This is a genomic window from Microbacterium jepli (assembly GCF_047237905.1).
Classification (GTDB): Bacteria; Actinomycetota; Actinomycetes; order Actinomycetales; family Microbacteriaceae; genus Microbacterium.
This window is the reverse complement of record NZ_JBDFLW010000003.1, coordinates 132,495-149,147: the sequence shown is the minus strand read 5'-3', so window position 1 is coordinate 149,147 and position 16,653 is coordinate 132,495. Positions and strand designations below refer to the sequence as shown.

Annotated in this window: 15 protein-coding genes; 8 read left to right on the top strand and 7 right to left on the bottom strand. The window is 71.3% G+C overall.

Annotation, left to right across the window (positions count from 1 at the left end):
• Positions 1-45 precede the first annotated feature (45 nt).
• From ABC304_RS01370 to ABC304_RS01355, 4 genes are all read left to right on the top strand, one after another.
• Entirely contained in the window at positions 46-1,728 is a 1,683-nt protein-coding gene (locus ABC304_RS01370; RefSeq protein WP_412928531.1) for a glycoside hydrolase family 13 protein, read from the top strand.
• Between the two features lie 31 nt (positions 1,729-1,759).
• The gene (locus ABC304_RS01365; RefSeq protein ID WP_412928530.1) at positions 1,760-2,890 is read left to right on the top strand and encodes a LacI family DNA-binding transcriptional regulator; all 1,131 of its coding nucleotides are present in this window, start codon (positions 1,760-1,762) and stop codon (positions 2,888-2,890) included.
• Positions 2,891-3,053: 163 nt separating this feature from the next.
• Positions 3,054-3,392, top strand: a complete 339-nt coding sequence (locus tag ABC304_RS01360) for a hypothetical protein (RefSeq protein WP_412928529.1) — start codon at positions 3,054-3,056, stop codon at positions 3,390-3,392.
• A 43-nt stretch (positions 3,393-3,435) separates the two neighbouring features.
• Complete coding sequence (locus ABC304_RS01355) at positions 3,436-3,972, top strand: MOSC domain-containing protein (RefSeq protein ID WP_412928528.1); 537 nt, start codon at positions 3,436-3,438, stop codon at positions 3,970-3,972.
• A 46-nt stretch (positions 3,973-4,018) separates the two neighbouring features.
• Here ABC304_RS01355 and ABC304_RS01350 read toward each other — a convergent pair whose 3' ends face one another.
• Positions 4,019-4,489, bottom strand: coding sequence for a GNAT family N-acetyltransferase (locus tag ABC304_RS01350; RefSeq protein WP_412928527.1), 471 nt, complete (start codon positions 4,487-4,489; stop codon positions 4,019-4,021).
• A gap of 94 nt (positions 4,490-4,583) precedes the next feature.
• On the opposite strand from ABC304_RS01350, the gene ABC304_RS01345 reads away from it, so the two are divergent.
• The 3 genes from ABC304_RS01345 to ABC304_RS01335 all read left to right on the top strand — a co-directional run bounded on the left by ABC304_RS01345 (position 4,584) and on the right by ABC304_RS01335 (position 7,988).
• A complete protein-coding gene (locus ABC304_RS01345) occupies positions 4,584-6,086 on the top strand; it encodes an HNH endonuclease signature motif containing protein (RefSeq protein WP_412928526.1) in 1,503 nt (500 codons plus the stop codon).
• A 122-nt stretch (positions 6,087-6,208) separates the two neighbouring features.
• The gene (locus ABC304_RS01340) at positions 6,209-6,655 is read left to right on the top strand and encodes a GNAT family N-acetyltransferase (protein WP_412928525.1); all 447 of its coding nucleotides are present in this window, start codon (positions 6,209-6,211) and stop codon (positions 6,653-6,655) included.
• 106 nt (positions 6,656-6,761) lie between these two features.
• Positions 6,762-7,988: an amidohydrolase gene (locus tag ABC304_RS01335; RefSeq protein ID WP_412928524.1), complete on the top strand. Its 1,227-nt coding sequence runs from the start codon at positions 6,762-6,764 to the stop codon at positions 7,986-7,988.
• A gap of 437 nt (positions 7,989-8,425) precedes the next feature.
• Here the strand turns inward: ABC304_RS01335 and ABC304_RS01330 are convergent, their stop codons facing one another.
• Together ABC304_RS01330 and ABC304_RS01325 are read right to left on the bottom strand one after the other, a co-directional pair.
• Positions 8,426-9,091 carry a GntR family transcriptional regulator gene (locus ABC304_RS01330; protein WP_412928523.1) on the bottom strand — a complete coding sequence of 222 codons (666 nt, stop codon included), beginning with the start codon at positions 9,089-9,091 and terminating at the stop codon, positions 8,426-8,428.
• Between the two features lie 64 nt (positions 9,092-9,155).
• Complete coding sequence (locus tag ABC304_RS01325; RefSeq protein WP_412928522.1) at positions 9,156-10,241, bottom strand: VanZ family protein; 1,086 nt, start codon at positions 10,239-10,241, stop codon at positions 9,156-9,158.
• A gap of 174 nt (positions 10,242-10,415) precedes the next feature.
• On the opposite strand from ABC304_RS01325, the gene ABC304_RS01320 reads away from it, so the two are divergent.
• The gene (locus ABC304_RS01320) at positions 10,416-12,536 is read left to right on the top strand and encodes an APC family permease (RefSeq protein ID WP_412929033.1); all 2,121 of its coding nucleotides are present in this window, start codon (positions 10,416-10,418) and stop codon (positions 12,534-12,536) included.
• Between the two features lie 97 nt (positions 12,537-12,633).
• Here ABC304_RS01320 and ABC304_RS01315 read toward each other — a convergent pair whose 3' ends face one another.
• The 4 genes from ABC304_RS01315 to ABC304_RS01300 all read right to left on the bottom strand — a co-directional run bounded on the left by ABC304_RS01315 (position 12,634) and on the right by ABC304_RS01300 (position 16,644).
• Positions 12,634-13,143 carry a gluconokinase gene (locus ABC304_RS01315; RefSeq protein ID WP_412928521.1) on the bottom strand — a complete coding sequence of 170 codons (510 nt, stop codon included), beginning with the start codon at positions 13,141-13,143 and terminating at the stop codon, positions 12,634-12,636.
• A 68-nt stretch (positions 13,144-13,211) separates the two neighbouring features.
• A complete protein-coding gene (locus ABC304_RS01310) occupies positions 13,212-13,889 on the bottom strand; it encodes a response regulator (protein WP_412928520.1) in 678 nt (225 codons plus the stop codon).
• Entirely contained in the window at positions 13,886-16,426 is a 2,541-nt protein-coding gene (locus tag ABC304_RS01305; protein ID WP_412928519.1) for a DUF4118 domain-containing protein, read from the bottom strand. The genes ABC304_RS01310 and ABC304_RS01305 overlap by 4 nt, the downstream gene beginning before the upstream one ends.
• The gene (locus ABC304_RS01300; RefSeq protein ID WP_412928518.1) at positions 16,423-16,644 is read right to left on the bottom strand and encodes a hypothetical protein; all 222 of its coding nucleotides are present in this window, start codon (positions 16,642-16,644) and stop codon (positions 16,423-16,425) included. Before ABC304_RS01300 ends, ABC304_RS01305 begins: the two co-directional genes overlap by 4 nt.
• Positions 16,645-16,653 lie beyond the last annotated feature (9 nt).

The following is a 16,653-nucleotide window of genomic DNA, read 5'->3' as shown; positions in this document are numbered from 1 at the left end:
GCCGCGATGGCCTGCGTGTGCAAGCGCTTCCACTAGCGTGGGGGGATGAGCACGCCCGAGCTGACCGTCGCCGCGCCCTCCCAGGATGAGACCCCCGGATCGGAGTGGTGGCGCACCGCCGTCATCTACCAGATCTACCCGCGGTCCTTCGCCGACACGAACGGCGACGGCATCGGCGACCTCGCCGGCGTGACCGCGCACCTCGACGACCTCCAGGAGCTCGGCGTCGACGCGATCTGGCTGAGCCCCTTCCAGCGGTCGCCGCAGAAGGACGCGGGCTACGACGTGTCGGACTACTGCGACGTCGACCCGCTCTTCGGCACGCTCGCCGACTTCGACGCGATGCTCGCGGCCAGTCATGCCCGCGGCATCCGCATCATCGTCGACCTCGTCCCGAACCACTCCTCCGACCAGCACGAGTGGTTCCAGGAGGCGCTGGCCGCCGCGCCGGGGAGCCGCGAGCGCGCGCGCTACATGTTCCGCGACGGCACCGGCGCGAACGGCGAGCTCCCGCCGAACAACTGGGAATCGGTGTTCGGCGGTCCCGCGTGGACGCGGACGACCGACCCCGACGGCACGCCCGGTCAGTGGTACCTGCACCTGTTCGACACGTCGCAGCCCGACTTCGACTGGTCGAACGAGGAGGTCCGCGAGGAGTTCCGCCGCGTGCTGCGCTTCTGGCTGGACCGCGGCGCCGACGGCTTCCGCGTCGACGTCGCCCACGGCCTCGTCAAGGAGGCGGGCCTGCCCGACTATACGCCGAATCCCGACGCCGGCTCCATGGGTGGCGACGAGGCGTCGGTGCCCTACTGGGGTCAGCCGGGCGTGCACGAGATCTACCGCGACTGGCACGAGGTGCTGGCCGAGTACGACGGCGACCGCGCGCTCTGCGCCGAGGCGTGGCTGCCCACCATCGCCAAGACCGCGCTGTGGGTGCGCCGCGACGAGATGCACCAGGCCTTCAACTTCGAGTACCTCGAGACCGCATGGGATGCCGCGGCCCTCCGCGCCGTCGTGACCGAGTCGCTGCGCGCCTACCCCGCCGTCGGCGCCCCCAGCACCTGGGTGCTGTCGAACCACGACGTCGTGCGGCACGCCTCCCGGCTCGCCTTGACGGCCGAGAACCCGCAGGGTGCCGGTATCGGACCGAAGTCGGAGGGCCAGCCGATCCCCGAGGTCGGACTGCGCCGTGCTCGCGCGGCGACGTCGGTCATGCTCGCCCTCCCGGGCTCCGCCTACCTCTACCAGGGCGAGGAGCTCGGTCTCCCGGAGGTCATCGACCTGCCGGACGAGGCGCGTCAGGACCCCACCTGGTTCCGCACGAAGGGCGAGCGCTACGGGCGCGACGGCTGCCGCGTACCGATCCCGTGGACGGCCGCGGCCCCCGCGTACGGCTTCAGCCCCGATGGCGAGAGCTGGCTGCCGCAGCCCGCCGAGTGGGCGTCGCTCGCACGCGACGTGCAGCAGGACCAGCCCGACTCGACGCTGTCGCTCTACCGCGACCTGCTCGCCGAACGCCGCGCGCGCTCCCTCGGCGCGGGTGCGCTCACCTGGATCGACGACCTCGGTCCCGAGGTGCTCGCGTTCACCAACAGCGGCGTCACGGTCATCGCCAACCTCGGCGACGCGGCCGTGCCGCTTCCGGAGGGACGCGTCATCCTGTCGAGCGGGCCGCTCGGGGCGGGGTCGATCCCCACCGACACCACCGTGTGGCTCGAGCAGAGCTAGGCGGTCGGGCGCGGCATCCGGGGCATATGCCATGGTGAGCATAGACGACGTCGCCCGTGCCGCCGGGGTGTCGACGGCGACCGTCTCCCGGGCGCTGAGCGGCCGGGGGCACGTCTCGCCCGTCACCCGCGCGCGGGTGCGGGCGGCGGCCGAGGTGCTCGGCTACGTCGTCTCGGCGTCGGCGTCGAGTCTCGCGTCGGGACGCGCGCGCAACATCGGCGTGCTGCTGCCGTACGTCGACCGCTGGTTCTTCAGCACCGTGCTGTCGGGAATCGCCGCGGAGCTCATGCGCGGCGGGTACGACATCACGCTGTACAGCGTGACGGACGACCCGGACGAGCGGCGGCGCGTCTTCGAGACGTTCGTGCGCCGCCAGCGCGTGGACGGCGTCATCTGCGTGTCGATCGCCCTGGAGGAGGAGGAGACGCGGCGGCTCGCCGAGCTCGGCCTGCCCCTCGTCGCCCTCGGCGGCCCGCACTCCGGCATGACGACGCTGATGGTCGACGACGTCGCCATCGGACGTCTCGCCGCCGAGCACCTGCTCTCGCTCGGTCACCGGCGCATCGCGCACATCGGCGCCCGACCGGAGTTCGACCTCGACTTCCACGTGCCCGCGCAGCGGCGGCGCGGCTTCGAGCAGGCGCTGCAGGATGCGGGTGTCCCGGCCCGCGCGGATCTGTTCGAGCCCGCCGACTTCACCGTCGCCGGCGGACACCGCGCGGCGACGCGGCTGCTGGGGGCGGTCGGGACGGGACGGCTGTCGGAGGCCGGGCGGCTGTCGGGGCGGAGCGGGACGCGCGGCGATGCCGGATCGGGGGCGCCGACCGCGATTCTGGCGGCATCCGACGAGATGGCGATCGGTGCGCTGCTGGCCGCGCGAGACCTGGGACTGCGCGTGCCGGAGGACGTGTCGATCCTCGGCGTGGACGGCCACGAGCTCGGCGAGTTCTTCGGCCTGACCACGATCGACCAGGGTCCGCGGCAGCAGGGCGAGCGCGCGGCGAGCGCGATGCTGGGCCTCCTCGACCCGCGGCGCCCTGCAGCTGGCGGCGACGCCCGTGCCGACGTCACCCGACGTCGACGCGGCACGGGCACGCTCGCGCCGGCGCCCCTGCCCTTCCGGCTCGTGGAGCGCGGATCGACGGGACCGGCGCCGCGCTGAGCAGGTCGCCGTCGTTGCGGGCGAGCTGCAGCATCCGCGTGTCCTCTGCGCTCTTCGGCCCTCTGTAGCCGACGCTTCCCGGTTTCGCAAGGCGGCCCTGCGGCGGATGAGCGTGTCGGAGAGTGGATGCATGCGTTGCGTGACATATGCCGGTGAGACCGTGATGACCACTGACGATGTCGCCGAGGCTCTGGTCACACTGACCGCTGCGGTCGCGCAGACAGGGGCCGCCGAAGCGGTGCGGATACCGATCGTGGTCGAAGGCTCGGGTGCCCTCGGGGAGGCGGATCTCGTGATCGGCGTCGGCAATGACGTGCTGTCCGCGCCCGCGACGTGGGAGGGCGAGGCGCCGGACTTCTCCGATGCCGCGGACCGCCTCAAGTCCCACCACCTCTACCCCCACGGTGGCCGCAAGAGCGACGACGACGCCGGTGACGACACCGTGCAGGACCTCGCCCAGGCTCCGGACTTCGACTACGACGGGTACATCGACGCCCTCTGAGCGTTCCGTCCGCCGAGACGGCCGGCCGGGGCACACTGGAGGCATGTCTAACGCCCGGGTCACCGCCGTCAGCCGTGACGAGCGCCACCGGTTCAGCAAGCCGTCCCGCGAGGAGATCACGCTGGTCGAAGGGCTCGGAGTCGAAGGCGACGCGCACTTCGGCGCGACCGTGCAGCATCTCTTCGACAAGCGGCGAGGGCCGCACCGGCCCAACCTGCGGCAGGTTCACCTGATCCACGAGGAGCTCTTCGAGGAGGTCACGGCCGACATCGCCCCCGGCGATCTGGGCGAGAACGTCACGACGTCCGGCGTAGATCTGCTCGGCCTGCCGCGCGGCGCCCGTCTCCGGCTCGGCGATGACGCGGTCGTCGAGGTCACCGGTCTGCGCAACCCGTGCACGAAGATCGACCGTCTCGAGGCCGGCTTGATGAAGCAGCTCATATTCCGGGATGCCGCGGGCACCCTCATTCAGAAGACCGGCGTCATGGCGATCGTGCTGACAGGCGGAGTCGTCCGGCCCGGGGACTCCATCCAGATCGAGCTGCCGGCGGAGCCGCGGGAGGCCCTGCGCGCGGTGTGAGGGCGGGGGCTCCGGCGGCGACCCGGGCACTGGGTTGCGCCGCGGGTCAGCGGACGAAGCGGTGCGTCACGCCGATGGGGCCGAAGGACGACTTTGTGCCGTCGTACTCGAATCCGTTGCGTCGGTAGAACGCCTGCGCGCGCGGGTTGTCGGCCGCGACCCAGAGGTACGCCGGGCGGTCGGCGAGCACCGCCTCGAGAAGAGCCTGACCCGCTCCCGTGCCGTGCGCCCGCGCGAGGACGTAGAGCATGGTCAGCTCCTCCGGCCGCACCGCATCCGAGTCGGGAGCCGGCCGCGCTGACCCGAAACCCACGATGTCACCCTCATCGATGGCCACGTGTGAGGTGAAGGCGCCGACGGCGAAGTTCGTGCGCCACATGTCCGTGCGGCGGCCGAGATCGAACCACGGACCGGCATCCTCGTCATCGACCATGTACCCGTATGTCTCGCGCCATGAGGTCGTGTGCACGGCGGCGATGCCGTCCGCGTCGGCCGGGGATGCCGGACGAACGCGCATGGGCCCCCTGTTCCCGATCGCATGCATCCTCGGAGCGTAGCGCTGGTCCCAACGTCGCCGACTCGATGTCGGAGGTCCTTCGTATATTTGTTCTATGGAGGACGTCGTCGCAATTGTTGCTCGCATGGCGAGCGCGATGGCGCGGGTGAACCACACTGTCGAAGGCGGACCGCTGGACGCGCTCGACGACCAGACGACCGTCTCGCTGATCGCCGACGCCGCAGAAGTGCGGAAGAGCGTCGATCTCGTGCTGGCGGCCGCCGCGGCGGTGGTCGATCAGCGGTCCGACCGCGATCGCGGCGTGGCCGGGCTCGCCCGGCAGAACGGGCATCGATCCGCGACGTCGCTGCTGCAGAGCATGACCGGGCAGTCGCGATCCGATGTCACGCGCGCGCTCCGCACAGGGCGTGACCTGCTCGGGCACGCGGAAGAGGGCCGGCTCTCTGCCGTCGGCGCAGAGGATCAGGGCTTGGCGATCGGCGTGAATGGGTCGTCCGGCGATGCGACTCCTCTCTGGCGCACCCTTCTTCGGGCGGCTCTGACCGAGGGACGCATCACGACGGCCCAGCACGAGGCGATTCGCGTCGGGATGGGCGATCCGCCCCTCGATCGCTCTCCCGACTCGGATCCGGCTGCCCTGACGGCGGCATGGGCACGATCCACCGAGACGCTTCTCGAGGAGGCCGGCGAGCTCTCCGTCGAAGACCTGCGCCACGCGGCGCGCATCGCGCGCGACCGCCTCGACCCGCTCGGGGTGGCACGGCGCTTCGCTGAGCGGTTCGCCGCGCGGTCCTTCCGCAGATGGGCGGACGCCGCCGGACAGCAGCACGCCCACCTCGTGCTCGACGACGAGAGCGCGGCCTGGATCGATGCGATCGGCAACGCGGCTCTGCGCCCGCGGCGAGGTCCCCGATTCGTCGACGCCGGTGGCTCCATGGCGAGTTCGGGCTCCCCAGACCCGGCGGCTTCGGCGGTTCACGATCCGCGAACCAACGAGCAGCTGCAGTACGACCTGGTCATGGCCGTGCTGCGTGCGGGCGCAGCCGTCGACCCGAATCAGGCGTTCGGCGACCGTCAGCCGGGGGTGCGCGTCATCGTCGAGTCCCCGGTGGTGGCGAGCGATGGCGAGGGCGTCGCTCATCTCGAAGACGGCGGGGATGCGCTTCCCCGTCAGATCGCGGAGAAGTACCTCTGCGACGCCGGAGCCCGCATCATCACGACCGACGTTCACGGCAGGCCGCTGGACGTCGGTCGAGAGCACCGCACCTTCACCCCGAAGCAGCGCGTCGCGATCAGCGTGCGGGACGGCGGATGCGTCGGCCGCGGATGCTCCGCCCCGCCCTCCTGGTGCGAGATGCATCACATCGACCATTGGTACGAACACCACGGACGCACCGACGTCGACGACGGCGTCCCCCTGTGCCGCTTCCATCACCTCGACCTGCACAACCGCGGCGCGCGCATCGTGCGACGACGTGATCCGGAGAGCGGCGACGACACCTACTGGTGGCAGGAGCCCGCGGACCCCGCCACGGGCGTCATCCCCGCGCCCGAGCGCCTCCGCTCCCGCTCGCCGCGGAGATTCGAGGCGGCGTGATTGAACAGGTGGTGGAGTCTAAGAGTGCCGCGGCGGGATGACGTGCGGCCAGGGATTGCCGTCACACGCGGGGTTCAGGAGCGGGAGCCGAGGGCCTTGGAGTAGATCGCTAGGCTCGGCGGATGGTCCGCATCGCCCCGATCGAAGCCCGAGACCGCGACGAGTGGCTGCTGCTGTGGAAGGGGTACCTCGACTTCTACGAAAGCACGATCGACGAGGAGACGACCGACTCCACGTTCGCGCGGATCGTCGACAAGCGCGGCAACCTGCACGGAGCGATCGCCCGTGACGATGACGGACGCGCGATCGGTATCGTGCACTGGCTCACCCACGCCGCCACGTGGACCAGAACGGACTACTGCTACCTGGAAGACCTCTTCGTCTCGCCGGACGCCCGCGGCGGCGGAACGGGCGCGGCACTCATCGAGCACGTGAGGGCGTGGGCGAAGCAGCACGGATCGGCCAAGGTTTACTGGCTCACCGCAGAGGACAACGCCACCGCCCGCGCACTGTACGACCGAGTCGCGCGACGCAGCGGCATGATCCACTACCAGATCGCCCTCGACTGACGAGAGTGTCCGCCGGCGCCCAGCACCGCACGGCACGGCATGGACGAGAACCCACAGTCCCACGGCGTCGGCCGGCGCGACGGCGACCCTGAGTAGGCTCGACCGCATGGCTCTGGACCTCGAAGCGATCTACGTCGACCTGCACCGGCACCCCGAACTCTCGTTCCAGGAGACGCGCACGGCGGGCGTGATCGCGCAGCGGCTGGGAGAGCTCGGCATCGAGTTCGAAGAGGGCGTGGGCCGCACCGGCATCGCTGCGATCATCCGCAACGGCGACGGGCCGGTCGTCTGGCTGCGCGCCGATATGGACGCGCTGCCGGTGCCCGAGCAGACGGGACTCGACTACGCGAGCACCGCGCGCGGCACGGATCCGGCAGGCAACGAGGTCCCCGTGATGCACGCGTGCGGCCACGACATGCACGTCACCGCGATGCTGGGCGCCCTCGAGCGCCTCGTCGCGACGAAGGACGAGTGGGCCGGCACGATCGTGACCATGTTCCAGCCCGCCGAGGAGTACGGCGCGGGCGCGCAGGCGATGATCGCCGACGGCGTGCTCGACCGCTTCCCGAAGCCCGACGTCGTGCTCGGGCAGCACGTGACGCCGCTCCCCTCCGGAACGGTGGGCGTCCGTCCGGGCACGCAGATGGCCGCATCCGACGGCCTCACCGTCACCCTCTTCGGCCGCGGCGGCCACGGCTCACGACCGCACTCGACGATCGACCCCATCGTCATGGCCGCCGCCACGATCATGCGCCTCCAGACCGTCGTCTCCCGCGAGGTCGACCCGCGCGACGTGGCCGTCGTCACCGTCGGCTCCATCCACGCCGGGCTCAAGAACAACATCATCCCGGCCGAGGCCAAGCTCGAACTCAGCCTGCGCTATCCCGACGAGACGGCCCGCGAGCGCGTGCTCGAGAAGGTCGAACGGATCGTGCGAGCGGAGGCCGCAGCATCCGGCGCCGTCGAGCAGCCCACGATCGTGACCGACCACACCCTCCCGCCCACGATCAACGACGTCGACGCGACGGTCCGCATCACCGCGGCCTTCCGCCGCGAGTTCGGCGAGGGCGCGGTCGTCGACCCCGGCATGTTCACGGGCAGCGAAGACGTCTCCTGGTTCGCACGCGAATCCGGTGCACCTCTCGTGTACTGGTTCTGGGGCGGCGTCGACCCGCAGAAGTACGCGGATGCCGCGGCCGCCGGCACCATCGAGCGCGACATCCCGACGAACCACTCGCCGTTCTTCGCCCCCGTGCTGCAGCCCACTCTGAACCGCGGCGTCGAGAACCTCGTCGTCGCCGCGCGCGAGTTCCTGGCGGACGCCTCGGCCTGATCGGCAGCTGCGGACGGCGGCTCCCCAGCCCGCTGTCGCGGAGGCCGGCCCGCCGGTGACGTCCCCCCGAACGTTCACCGGCACGGCCACAGCGGACGGTCTCCCCAGACACCGCCGCATACCCCGATCATCCCGAACGGCGACCCCCCGGTCACCGCCGATCTGCGGGCGACCCCCCGGTCACCCGTTCTCCGTGCTCCCACCGGCGTCATCCCCCAGAGACGACGCCGGTGAGGACGGAGTTCTTCAGCCGGTCCCCCGAGCAGCTCCCGACCCCCCACAGGTCGGTGATCTTCCGATCTCGCCGCTCTCCCGTCTGCCTGTACACAAGTATGCGGCCATGTGCGCCCTGACGACGACACCCGCGGCCAGTCCTGTGGATTCGTTCAGGAGAACTCCAGCCGACGCCGTGGAAGTGTTGCGCCGCGGAGGCCGGCTCAGTCCTCCGGCGGCAGCTGGAATCCCGCGGCGGAGCGCACCGCGGCCCGTGACGCCGCCAGGTCGCGCCGCCGGAGGGCGTCGATGAGGTCGTGCTGCGCCTTCTCGAGCACGTCCGCGTCGATCCATCGCGGCAGCGACTGTCCGCCGAGCCGGACGATGTAGACGATCGACGCGATCGTGCGGATGAGCGGCGGGTTGCCCGAGCGCCCGACCACGACGGCGTAGAGGTCGAAGTTCGCCTGGGCCGCTTCGGAGACGTTGCCCTGGTCGGCGGCGATCCGGAACACCCGTGTCGCCTCCTCCATCGCGGCGAGGTCCTCGTCGTCGATGATCGGCACGACCTCCTCGAGGACAGCCGCGAAAAGCGCGTCCCACACGACGAGCGTCTGCCGCAGCCGCGTCTCGGTGATGGTCGCCACCCGAGACGACCGGCCCACCGAGGTCTCCACGATCCCGAGTTCGCGCAGGCGCTGCACCGCCTCGCGCGCCGGCGTGCGTGAGACGCCCGCGCGGCGGGCGACGTCGTTCTCGCTCACCGCCGAGCCGGGCGGCAGCGTGCCGTCGAAGATCAGCCCGAGCAGCTCCGTGAACACGTGGACGGCCGAGCTGTTCGCGAATCCGTCGAAGAGCTCCGGGGAGATGGGCGTCACGCGCGCCGCCATGCTCACACGGTACTCCTGAGCGGAACCCTGCACAGGGGGCTTTTCCGGTGCGAACGCTGGGAGATCACGCGTCCACCGGCACGGGATCCCGCTCCTCCGCGGCGCGGGAGTCCACGAGCCGCTGACCCGACACGAGACCGGGAAGCCCGCGGTGGGTGCGGGTCGGGAAGACGAGGATGAACGACACCAGCGCGAAGAGCGGAACGAGCCAGCTGCCGTACTCGCCCGGCAGCAGGTTCAGCAGCTGGAATCCGCCGATGCCGCCGAGGTACCGCACGATGCGCGCGAGCCCCGCCGGGAGCCGCGATCCGGTGTACCGCAGCTGCACGGCGGCGTTGCCGGGGGTGCGTCCGGTGACGAGGGTCCACGTCAGGGTGACCGCGATCAGCACGAGGTTCGCCACGAGCTCCGCCGTCGGGTCGTCGTCGGCTGCGGCCTCACTCCCCCGCAGCAGCACATCGACGATCTGCCACGGGAGCAGGATGGCGATGCTGCCGAGCCCCACGACGAGCAGGTCGCACAGCATCCCGATCAACCGGCGCAGCGACGTCACCGGCCGCGGGCGATCGGCATCGATCCGCTCGCCGTCGCGCACGCGCATCGCGCGCGGGAGCAGGAGGGCGAGCGTGACACCCAGCACCGCGCCCAGGGTGTTCGTCATCAGGTCGACGACGTCGAAGACCCGGTAGGCGCAGGGGTAGAGCCCCCAGACGCCCGTCAGCTGCGTGCACTCGATGAACAGCGAGAGCCCGAAGCCGCAGAGGAGGGCGACCAGGATGCCGCGGCGGAACAGCACACGCACGAAGAAGCCCAGCGGCAGGAAGAGCATGACGTTGAGCACGAGCTGCAGGAGCGCCGGGTCGGTCAGCGGGCTGCCGCGCGAGATCGCGCCCCGGATGTCGCCGACGAAGTCGAGCGGATCGAGGTTCACCCCGGCGCAGCGGATCGACTCCGGCGAGGGGAGCGGCAGGAGCGTGTAGGTCCAGATGGCGAGGAAGTACACCAGGAGCGAGAACCAGAGCGCGAATCGTCCGAACGTCAGCCCCCCGCGGCGCCGGTACGACACGGCGACGAACGGCACGAACAGCACGATGCCGACCAGGACGCCGGCGACGATGGCGAGTGCCCCGAGCGCGACCTGATCCCTCATGGACCGAGTCTAGGGATGCCGCGCAGACGTCCCGCGGCGCCCGCGGGATCGGGCGAACCTTACCCCCGCCCGCTATGGAAGTGACGAATGGGTGACGAGCCGCCCGTCGGATTGCCATTCGCGCGCGCGGGGGCGTAATGTCCCGCCGTGACCAACGAGAGCCGCGACGCGGCCATGGAGACGCCGATAGCGAAGCGGATCCTCATCGGCGAGCCCCTCACGAGCGAGAAACTCGACGAGCAGCTCCTCCCCAAGAAGATGGCGCTGCCCATCTTCGCCTCCGACGCACTCTCCTCCGTGGCCTACGCGCCGCAGGAGCTGCTGATGATCCTGCTGATCGGCGGGCTGAGCTTCCTGGCCTTCAGCCCGTGGGTCGCGGCGGCCGTCGTCGTGCTCCTCATCGTGGTCGTCATCAGCTACCGCCAGCTCATCAAGGCCTACCCCTCGGGCGGCGGCGACTACGAGGTCGCGTCGAAGAACCTCGGCGAGGTGCCCGGCGTGGTCGTGGCATCCGCTCTCCTGGTCGACTACGTGCTCACGGTCGCGGTGTCGGTGGCCTCCGGCGTGGACAACATCATCTCGGCGCTGCCGTTCCTCAACTCCTTCCGCGTCGAGCTCGCCGTGCTGTTCGTGATCGTGATCATCGTGGTGAACCTCCGCGGCGTCCGCGAGGCCTCGCTCGTGTTCGCGATCCCCACCTACGTCTTCATCGGCTCGGTCTTCCTGATGATCGTCGTGGGCATCGGGCGGATGCTCCTCGGCGACGCCCCCGTCGCCTCCAGCGCGGGGTACACCGTGCAGGCCGAGAGTCTCAGTCAGGCCGCCATCGTCCTGCTGATCCTGAGGGCCTTCTCGAGCGGATGCTCCGCCCTCACCGGTGTGGAGGCGGTCAGCAACGGCGTCCCGGCCTTCCGGAAGCCGAAGATCCGCAACGCGCAGATGACGCTGACCCTGATGGGCACGATCGCCATCATCCTGTTCGCCGGACTGACGCTGCTCGCCCTCGTGGCCGGCGTGCACTACGCCGAGAACCCCTGCCATCTCATCGGCTTCGACTGCACCCAGCCGCAGCCGAGCCTCATGGCGCAGGTCGCGTCCGCGACTTTCGGGATGGGGTCGATCCCGTTCTACGTCATCCAGGCGGCGACGGCCCTGGTGCTCCTCCTCGCCGCCAACACGGCCTTCAATGGCTTCCCGCTGCTCGGAGCGGTGCTCGCCCGCGACGGCTACGCCCCGAAGGCGCTCAACACCCGCGGCGACCGTCTGGTCTACTCCAACGGCATGATCATCCTCGGGCTGGCCGCCGTACTGGTGCTCGTCGTCTACCAGGCGAACCTCACGACGCTGATCCAGCTCTACATCATCGGCGTGTTCGTGTCGTTCTCGCTCGGCCAGATCGGCATGGTGCGGCACTGGCGCCGCGTCATGCGCGAACTGAAGGCGCTGAGCCCGGAGGCTGCCGCTCAGGAGAGCGCCGCCTACACGCGCCGCAGCGCCCGGTCGGGACTCATCATCAACTCCGCCGGCGCCGCCCTCACCGTCTTCGTGCTGCTGATCGTCACGATCACGAAGTTCACCCACGGCGCCTACCTCGTCTTCATCGCCATCCCGATCCTCGCGACGCTGATGATCGGCGTGAACCGGTACTACCGCGACGTCGAGCACGAGATCGCCGTCGACGACTCGACCCACTTCGGCTCGTCGGGCGACGTCGCCATGATCCTCGTCAACCGGCTGCAGAAGCCGGTCATCAAGGCCATCGACTACGCCCTCGCGGCCAAGCACGAGAAGACCTTCGCGGTGCACGTCTCCACCTCGAAGGAGGAGACCGACGAGCTGCAGCGGCAATGGCAGGAGCACCGGATCCCCGTGCAGCTGCTGGTCATCGACTCGCCGTACCGGATGTTCGCGAGCCCCGTCGCCACCTTCATCGACAAGTACCGCGAGAAGAACGGCAGCGCGGTGGTCACCGTCTACCTGCCGCAGTACATCGTCGGGCACTGGTGGGAGTCGATCCTGCACAACCGCCGCTCGCGCCGCATCGCCAACCAGCTCATGCTGGTGCACGGCGTCTCGATCACGCTCGTGCCCTGGCTGCTGGACTCGTCGGAGCTGATCTACGGCCGCCGCTCACGACCGCTCCCCGGCCAGGAGCGCGGGGGACGTCCGAGCCAGGTGCCGCAGCAGACGCACCTCCGCGCCTCGCGTCCGGCCGGGCCGCCGGACACCGCCAACGCTCTCAGCGACAGCGGATCGTCCGCGCACGGCGGAGGCGACGCGGCGAACCGCCCGTAGAGCCGCCGCGGTCAGCCCGCAGGGTCGGCCTGCCCGTCGGTCCGGGGAGGTCAGTCCGCGCTTCGAGGCGGTCAGCTCGTTCCGTCGGTCGAGAAGGTCAGCCTGCGGGCGGATGCTGCACCGCGGCGATCGCGGCGGCCTCCACCTCGAGCGGGGTGCCGTCGACGTCGATGCGCGCGCCGGCCTCGTCGGACTGCAGCGGCTCGAGCAGGGCGAGCTGCGAATCGAGCAGCTCCGGCGGCATGAAGTGACCGGTCCGAGCGGCGATGCGCGCGTGCAGCACGGCCGCATCGGCGTCGAGGAGGACGAAGAACGCATCGGGCGCAGCATCCCGGATCCGATCGCGGTAGACCCGGCGCAGCGCCGAGCACGCCACGACGATGCGGTCCGCGTCGGCCAGCGCTCGACCGACCGCCGCCAGCCACGGCCAGCGGTCTTCGTCGGTGAGCGGCGTGCCCCCGGCCATCTTCGCGAGGTTGGCCGCCGGGTGGAGGTCGTCCGCGTCGGTGAACGCGCAGCCGAGGTCCGCGGCGAGCGCCAGCCCGACGGTGCTCTTGCCCGCCGCCGAGACGCCCATCACGACGATCCGCTGCGGTGTGGTGCTCATCGCCCCATCCTCCCCCACGCGACGGCCACGGCGATGGGGAGGCCGCACCCGACGTCGCCGCGGGCGGCTCACGGAACGAGGCGGTAGCCCATCCCCTGCTCGGTGAGGAGGTGCACGGGACGGGCCGGATCCGGCTCGAGCTTCTTCCGCAGCTGCGACATGTACAGCCGCAGGTAGCCGGAATCAGCGACCTGCTCGCTGCCCCAGATCTCCTTCAGCAGCGTCTGGCGCGTGACGAGCACGCCCGGGTTGCGGGCGAGGAACTCCAGCATCCGCCACTCGGTCGGCGTCAGGTGCACGCGCACATCGGCCCGCATCACCGCCTTCGCGGCGAGGTCCACCACGACGTCGCCGAAGCGGACGACGGGCTCGGAGGGGGTGGATGCCGCGGCGCTCCGTCGCCCGAGGGCGCGCAGCCGCGCGAGCAGCTCGTCGATCTGGAACGGCTTGGTGACGTAGTCGTCGGCCCCGGCGTCGAGCGCCTCGACCTTGTCGGCGGAGCCGGTGCGTCCTGACACGACGAGGATCGGGGCCTCGCTCCAGCCGCGCAGCGCCTCGATCACGCGCACGCCGTCGAGCTTCGGCATGCCGAGGTCCAGCAGCACCACGTCGGGATGGTGCTGGGCGGCGAGCGTCACCGCCGCCTCGCCGTCTGCGGCCGCCACGACCTCGTAGCCGTGGGCCGACAGGGTGATGCGGAGCGCCCGCACGAGCTGCGGGTCGTCGTCCGCGATGAGGATCTTCATCGCAGGCCTCCGCTCGTCACGGCGCCCTCCGGCGCGGTCGCCGCCGGCAGGCCGATGACCATCGTGAGGCCACCGCCCGGCGTCCCCTCGGGTGTGAGCGTGCCGCCCATCCCCTCGGCGAAGCCCTTCGACAGGGCGAGCCCGAGGCCGAGGCCGGTGGTGTTGTCGGTGTCGCCGTGTCGCTGGAACGGCGAGAACATCTCGCCGCGGCGATCGGGCTCCACCCCCGGTCCATGGTCGACCACACGGATCTCGGCGCGCGAGCCGAGGCGGCTGGTCGTCACGCGGACCCGGGTGCCATCGGGCGCGAAGCGGTGGGCGTTCGCGAGGACGTTGACGACCACGCGCTGCAGCAGAACCGGATCGGCGGTGAGAGCCGGCAGGTCGGGGTCCAGCGCCAGTTCGACGTCGTCGGGTCCGAGGTGCAGCTCATCCACCGCTCCGAGGATGACCGCGGCGGGATCGGTCGGCTGCACCGAGACGCCCAGCACACCCGCCTCGATGCGGCTCACGTCGAGCAGGTCGGTGACGAGGGTGGTCAGGGTGGCGAGGCTCTCGTCCGCGGTCGCCAGCAGCTCGCGGCGATCCTCGTCGGAGAGGTGCCCGTCGGCGGCGCGCAGACCGCCGAGCGCCGCGACCGCCGCCGCGAGGGGCCGGCGCAGGTCGTGACTCACCGCGGAGAGGAGCGCCGAGCGCACCTGGTCGGTCTCGGCGAGCGCACTCGCCTCCCGCGCGGTGCGGGTGAGGGTGGAGCGCTCGAGCGCGGACGCGAGCTGCGCGACGATGACGTCGAGCAGACGCCGTTCCGAAGCATCCAGCACGCGTCCGTGCAGCTCGAGGATCGCGGTGGGCCCGGATCCGGAGGTCACGGGGAGGCGCACCGCCGTCGCCCCGTCGACGTCGCCGCGCACGGGCTCGCCGTCGGTCGCGATGACGGCGCCCTCGGCGTCCAGCAAGCGCACCCCGGCGAGCCCGAAGGCCTCGCGGGTGCGGCTGACGAGGGCGGGCACCGCGCTCTCGCCGCGGAGGATGCTGCCGGCGATCGTGGCCAGCAGCTCGGATTCGGCGAGCGCGCGGCGGGCGGCTCGGGCCCGGCGCGCCGCCTGGTCGACGACCAGGCTCACCAGCAGGGCGATCACGACGTAAAGCACCAGCGCGAGGGCGTGCTCGGGGTCGGCGATGGTGACGGTGTAGATCGGCGCGATGAAGAGGAAGTCGAGGGTGATGCCCGACAGCACCGCGGCGAACACGGCGGGCCACAGCCCGCCCACCAGCGCGACGATGACCACGAGCAGCTGATAGGCCAGGACATCGGTGGTGATCGAGTCCTCGGCGCCGATGGCCAGCAGCAGCCATGAGAGCAGGGGTCCGCCGGCCAGCGCGACCACGAAGCCCAGGATGCGGCGGCGCACGCTGAGGGCGGCTCCGCTCAGGCGCGGGAGCGATGCGCGACCGCCGGCGGCCGCGTGGGTCACCATGTGCACGTCGATGTCGCCCGACTCGCGGATCACGGTGGCGCCGATGCCGGGTCCGGTCAGCGCCGCGGAGAAGCGGCCGCGCCGGCTCACCCCCACGACGACCTGCGTCGCGTTGACCGACCGCGCGAAGGCGACGAGGGCGCGTGCGACGTCACCGCCGACGACCTGGTGGTACGTGCCGCCGAGGGACTCCACGAGGGCCCGCTGCGCCGCCAGCGCGCCCGGGGCCTCGGCCCGCAGCCCGTCCTGGCTGGTCACGTGCACCGCGAGCAGCTCGCCGCCCGACGAGCGGGCGGCGATGCGGGCACCGCGGCGGAGCAGGGTCTCCCCCTCCGGGCCTCCCGTCAGCGCGACGACCACGCGCTCGCGCGCCTGCCAGGCGCCGTCGATGCCGTGCTCGGTGCGGTAGGACTCCAGAGCGCTGTCGACCTCGTCGGCCAGCCACAGCAGGGCGAGCTCGCGCAGCGCGGTGAGGTTGCCGAGGCGGAAGTAGTTCGACAGCGCCGCGTCGATCCGCTCCGCCGGGTAGACCGAACCGGCCGCGAGCCGGTCGCGGAGCGACTGCGGCGCGAGGTCGACGATCTCGATCTGGTCGGCGCCGCGCACGACGGCGTCGGGCACGGTCTCGCGCTGGGCGATGCCGGTGATCTTCTCGACGACGCCGCCAAGCGACTCGATGTGCTGCACGTTGACGGTGGTGATGACGTCGATGCCCGCGTCGAGGATCTCCTCGACGTCCTGCCACCGCTTGAGGTGCCGAGAGCCCGGCGCGTTCGTGTGCGCCAGCTCGTCGACGAGCGCGAGCTGCGGCCGCCGCTCGAGCAGACCCTCGAGGTCCATCTCCTCGAGGTCGACGCCGCGGTGCGAGACCCTCCGCCGCGGCAGCGCGGGAAGCCCCTCCGCCTGCGCCGCGGTCGCCACCCGGCCGTGCGTCTCGACGACCGCGATCACGACGTCGCGGCCCTCGCCGAGGAGGCGCCGCCCTTCCTCGAGCATCTCGTACGTCTTGCCGACGCCGGGGGCGGCGCCCAGCAGCACCCGCAGCATCCCGCGCTTCACGAGAAGACTCCCGATCGCGAGACGACTCCCGAGCGCGAGACGACTCCGGAGCGCGAGACGACTCCCGAGCGCGAGACGACTCCCGAGCGCGAGACGACTCCGGAGCGCGAGACGACTCCCGAGCGCGTGACGACTCCCGAGCGCGAGACGACTCCGGAGCCGAAGACCTCCGCGCTGCGCGGCTGCCGCGGGACGCGGACGCACGGGTGGGGACGCATTGGGCGATT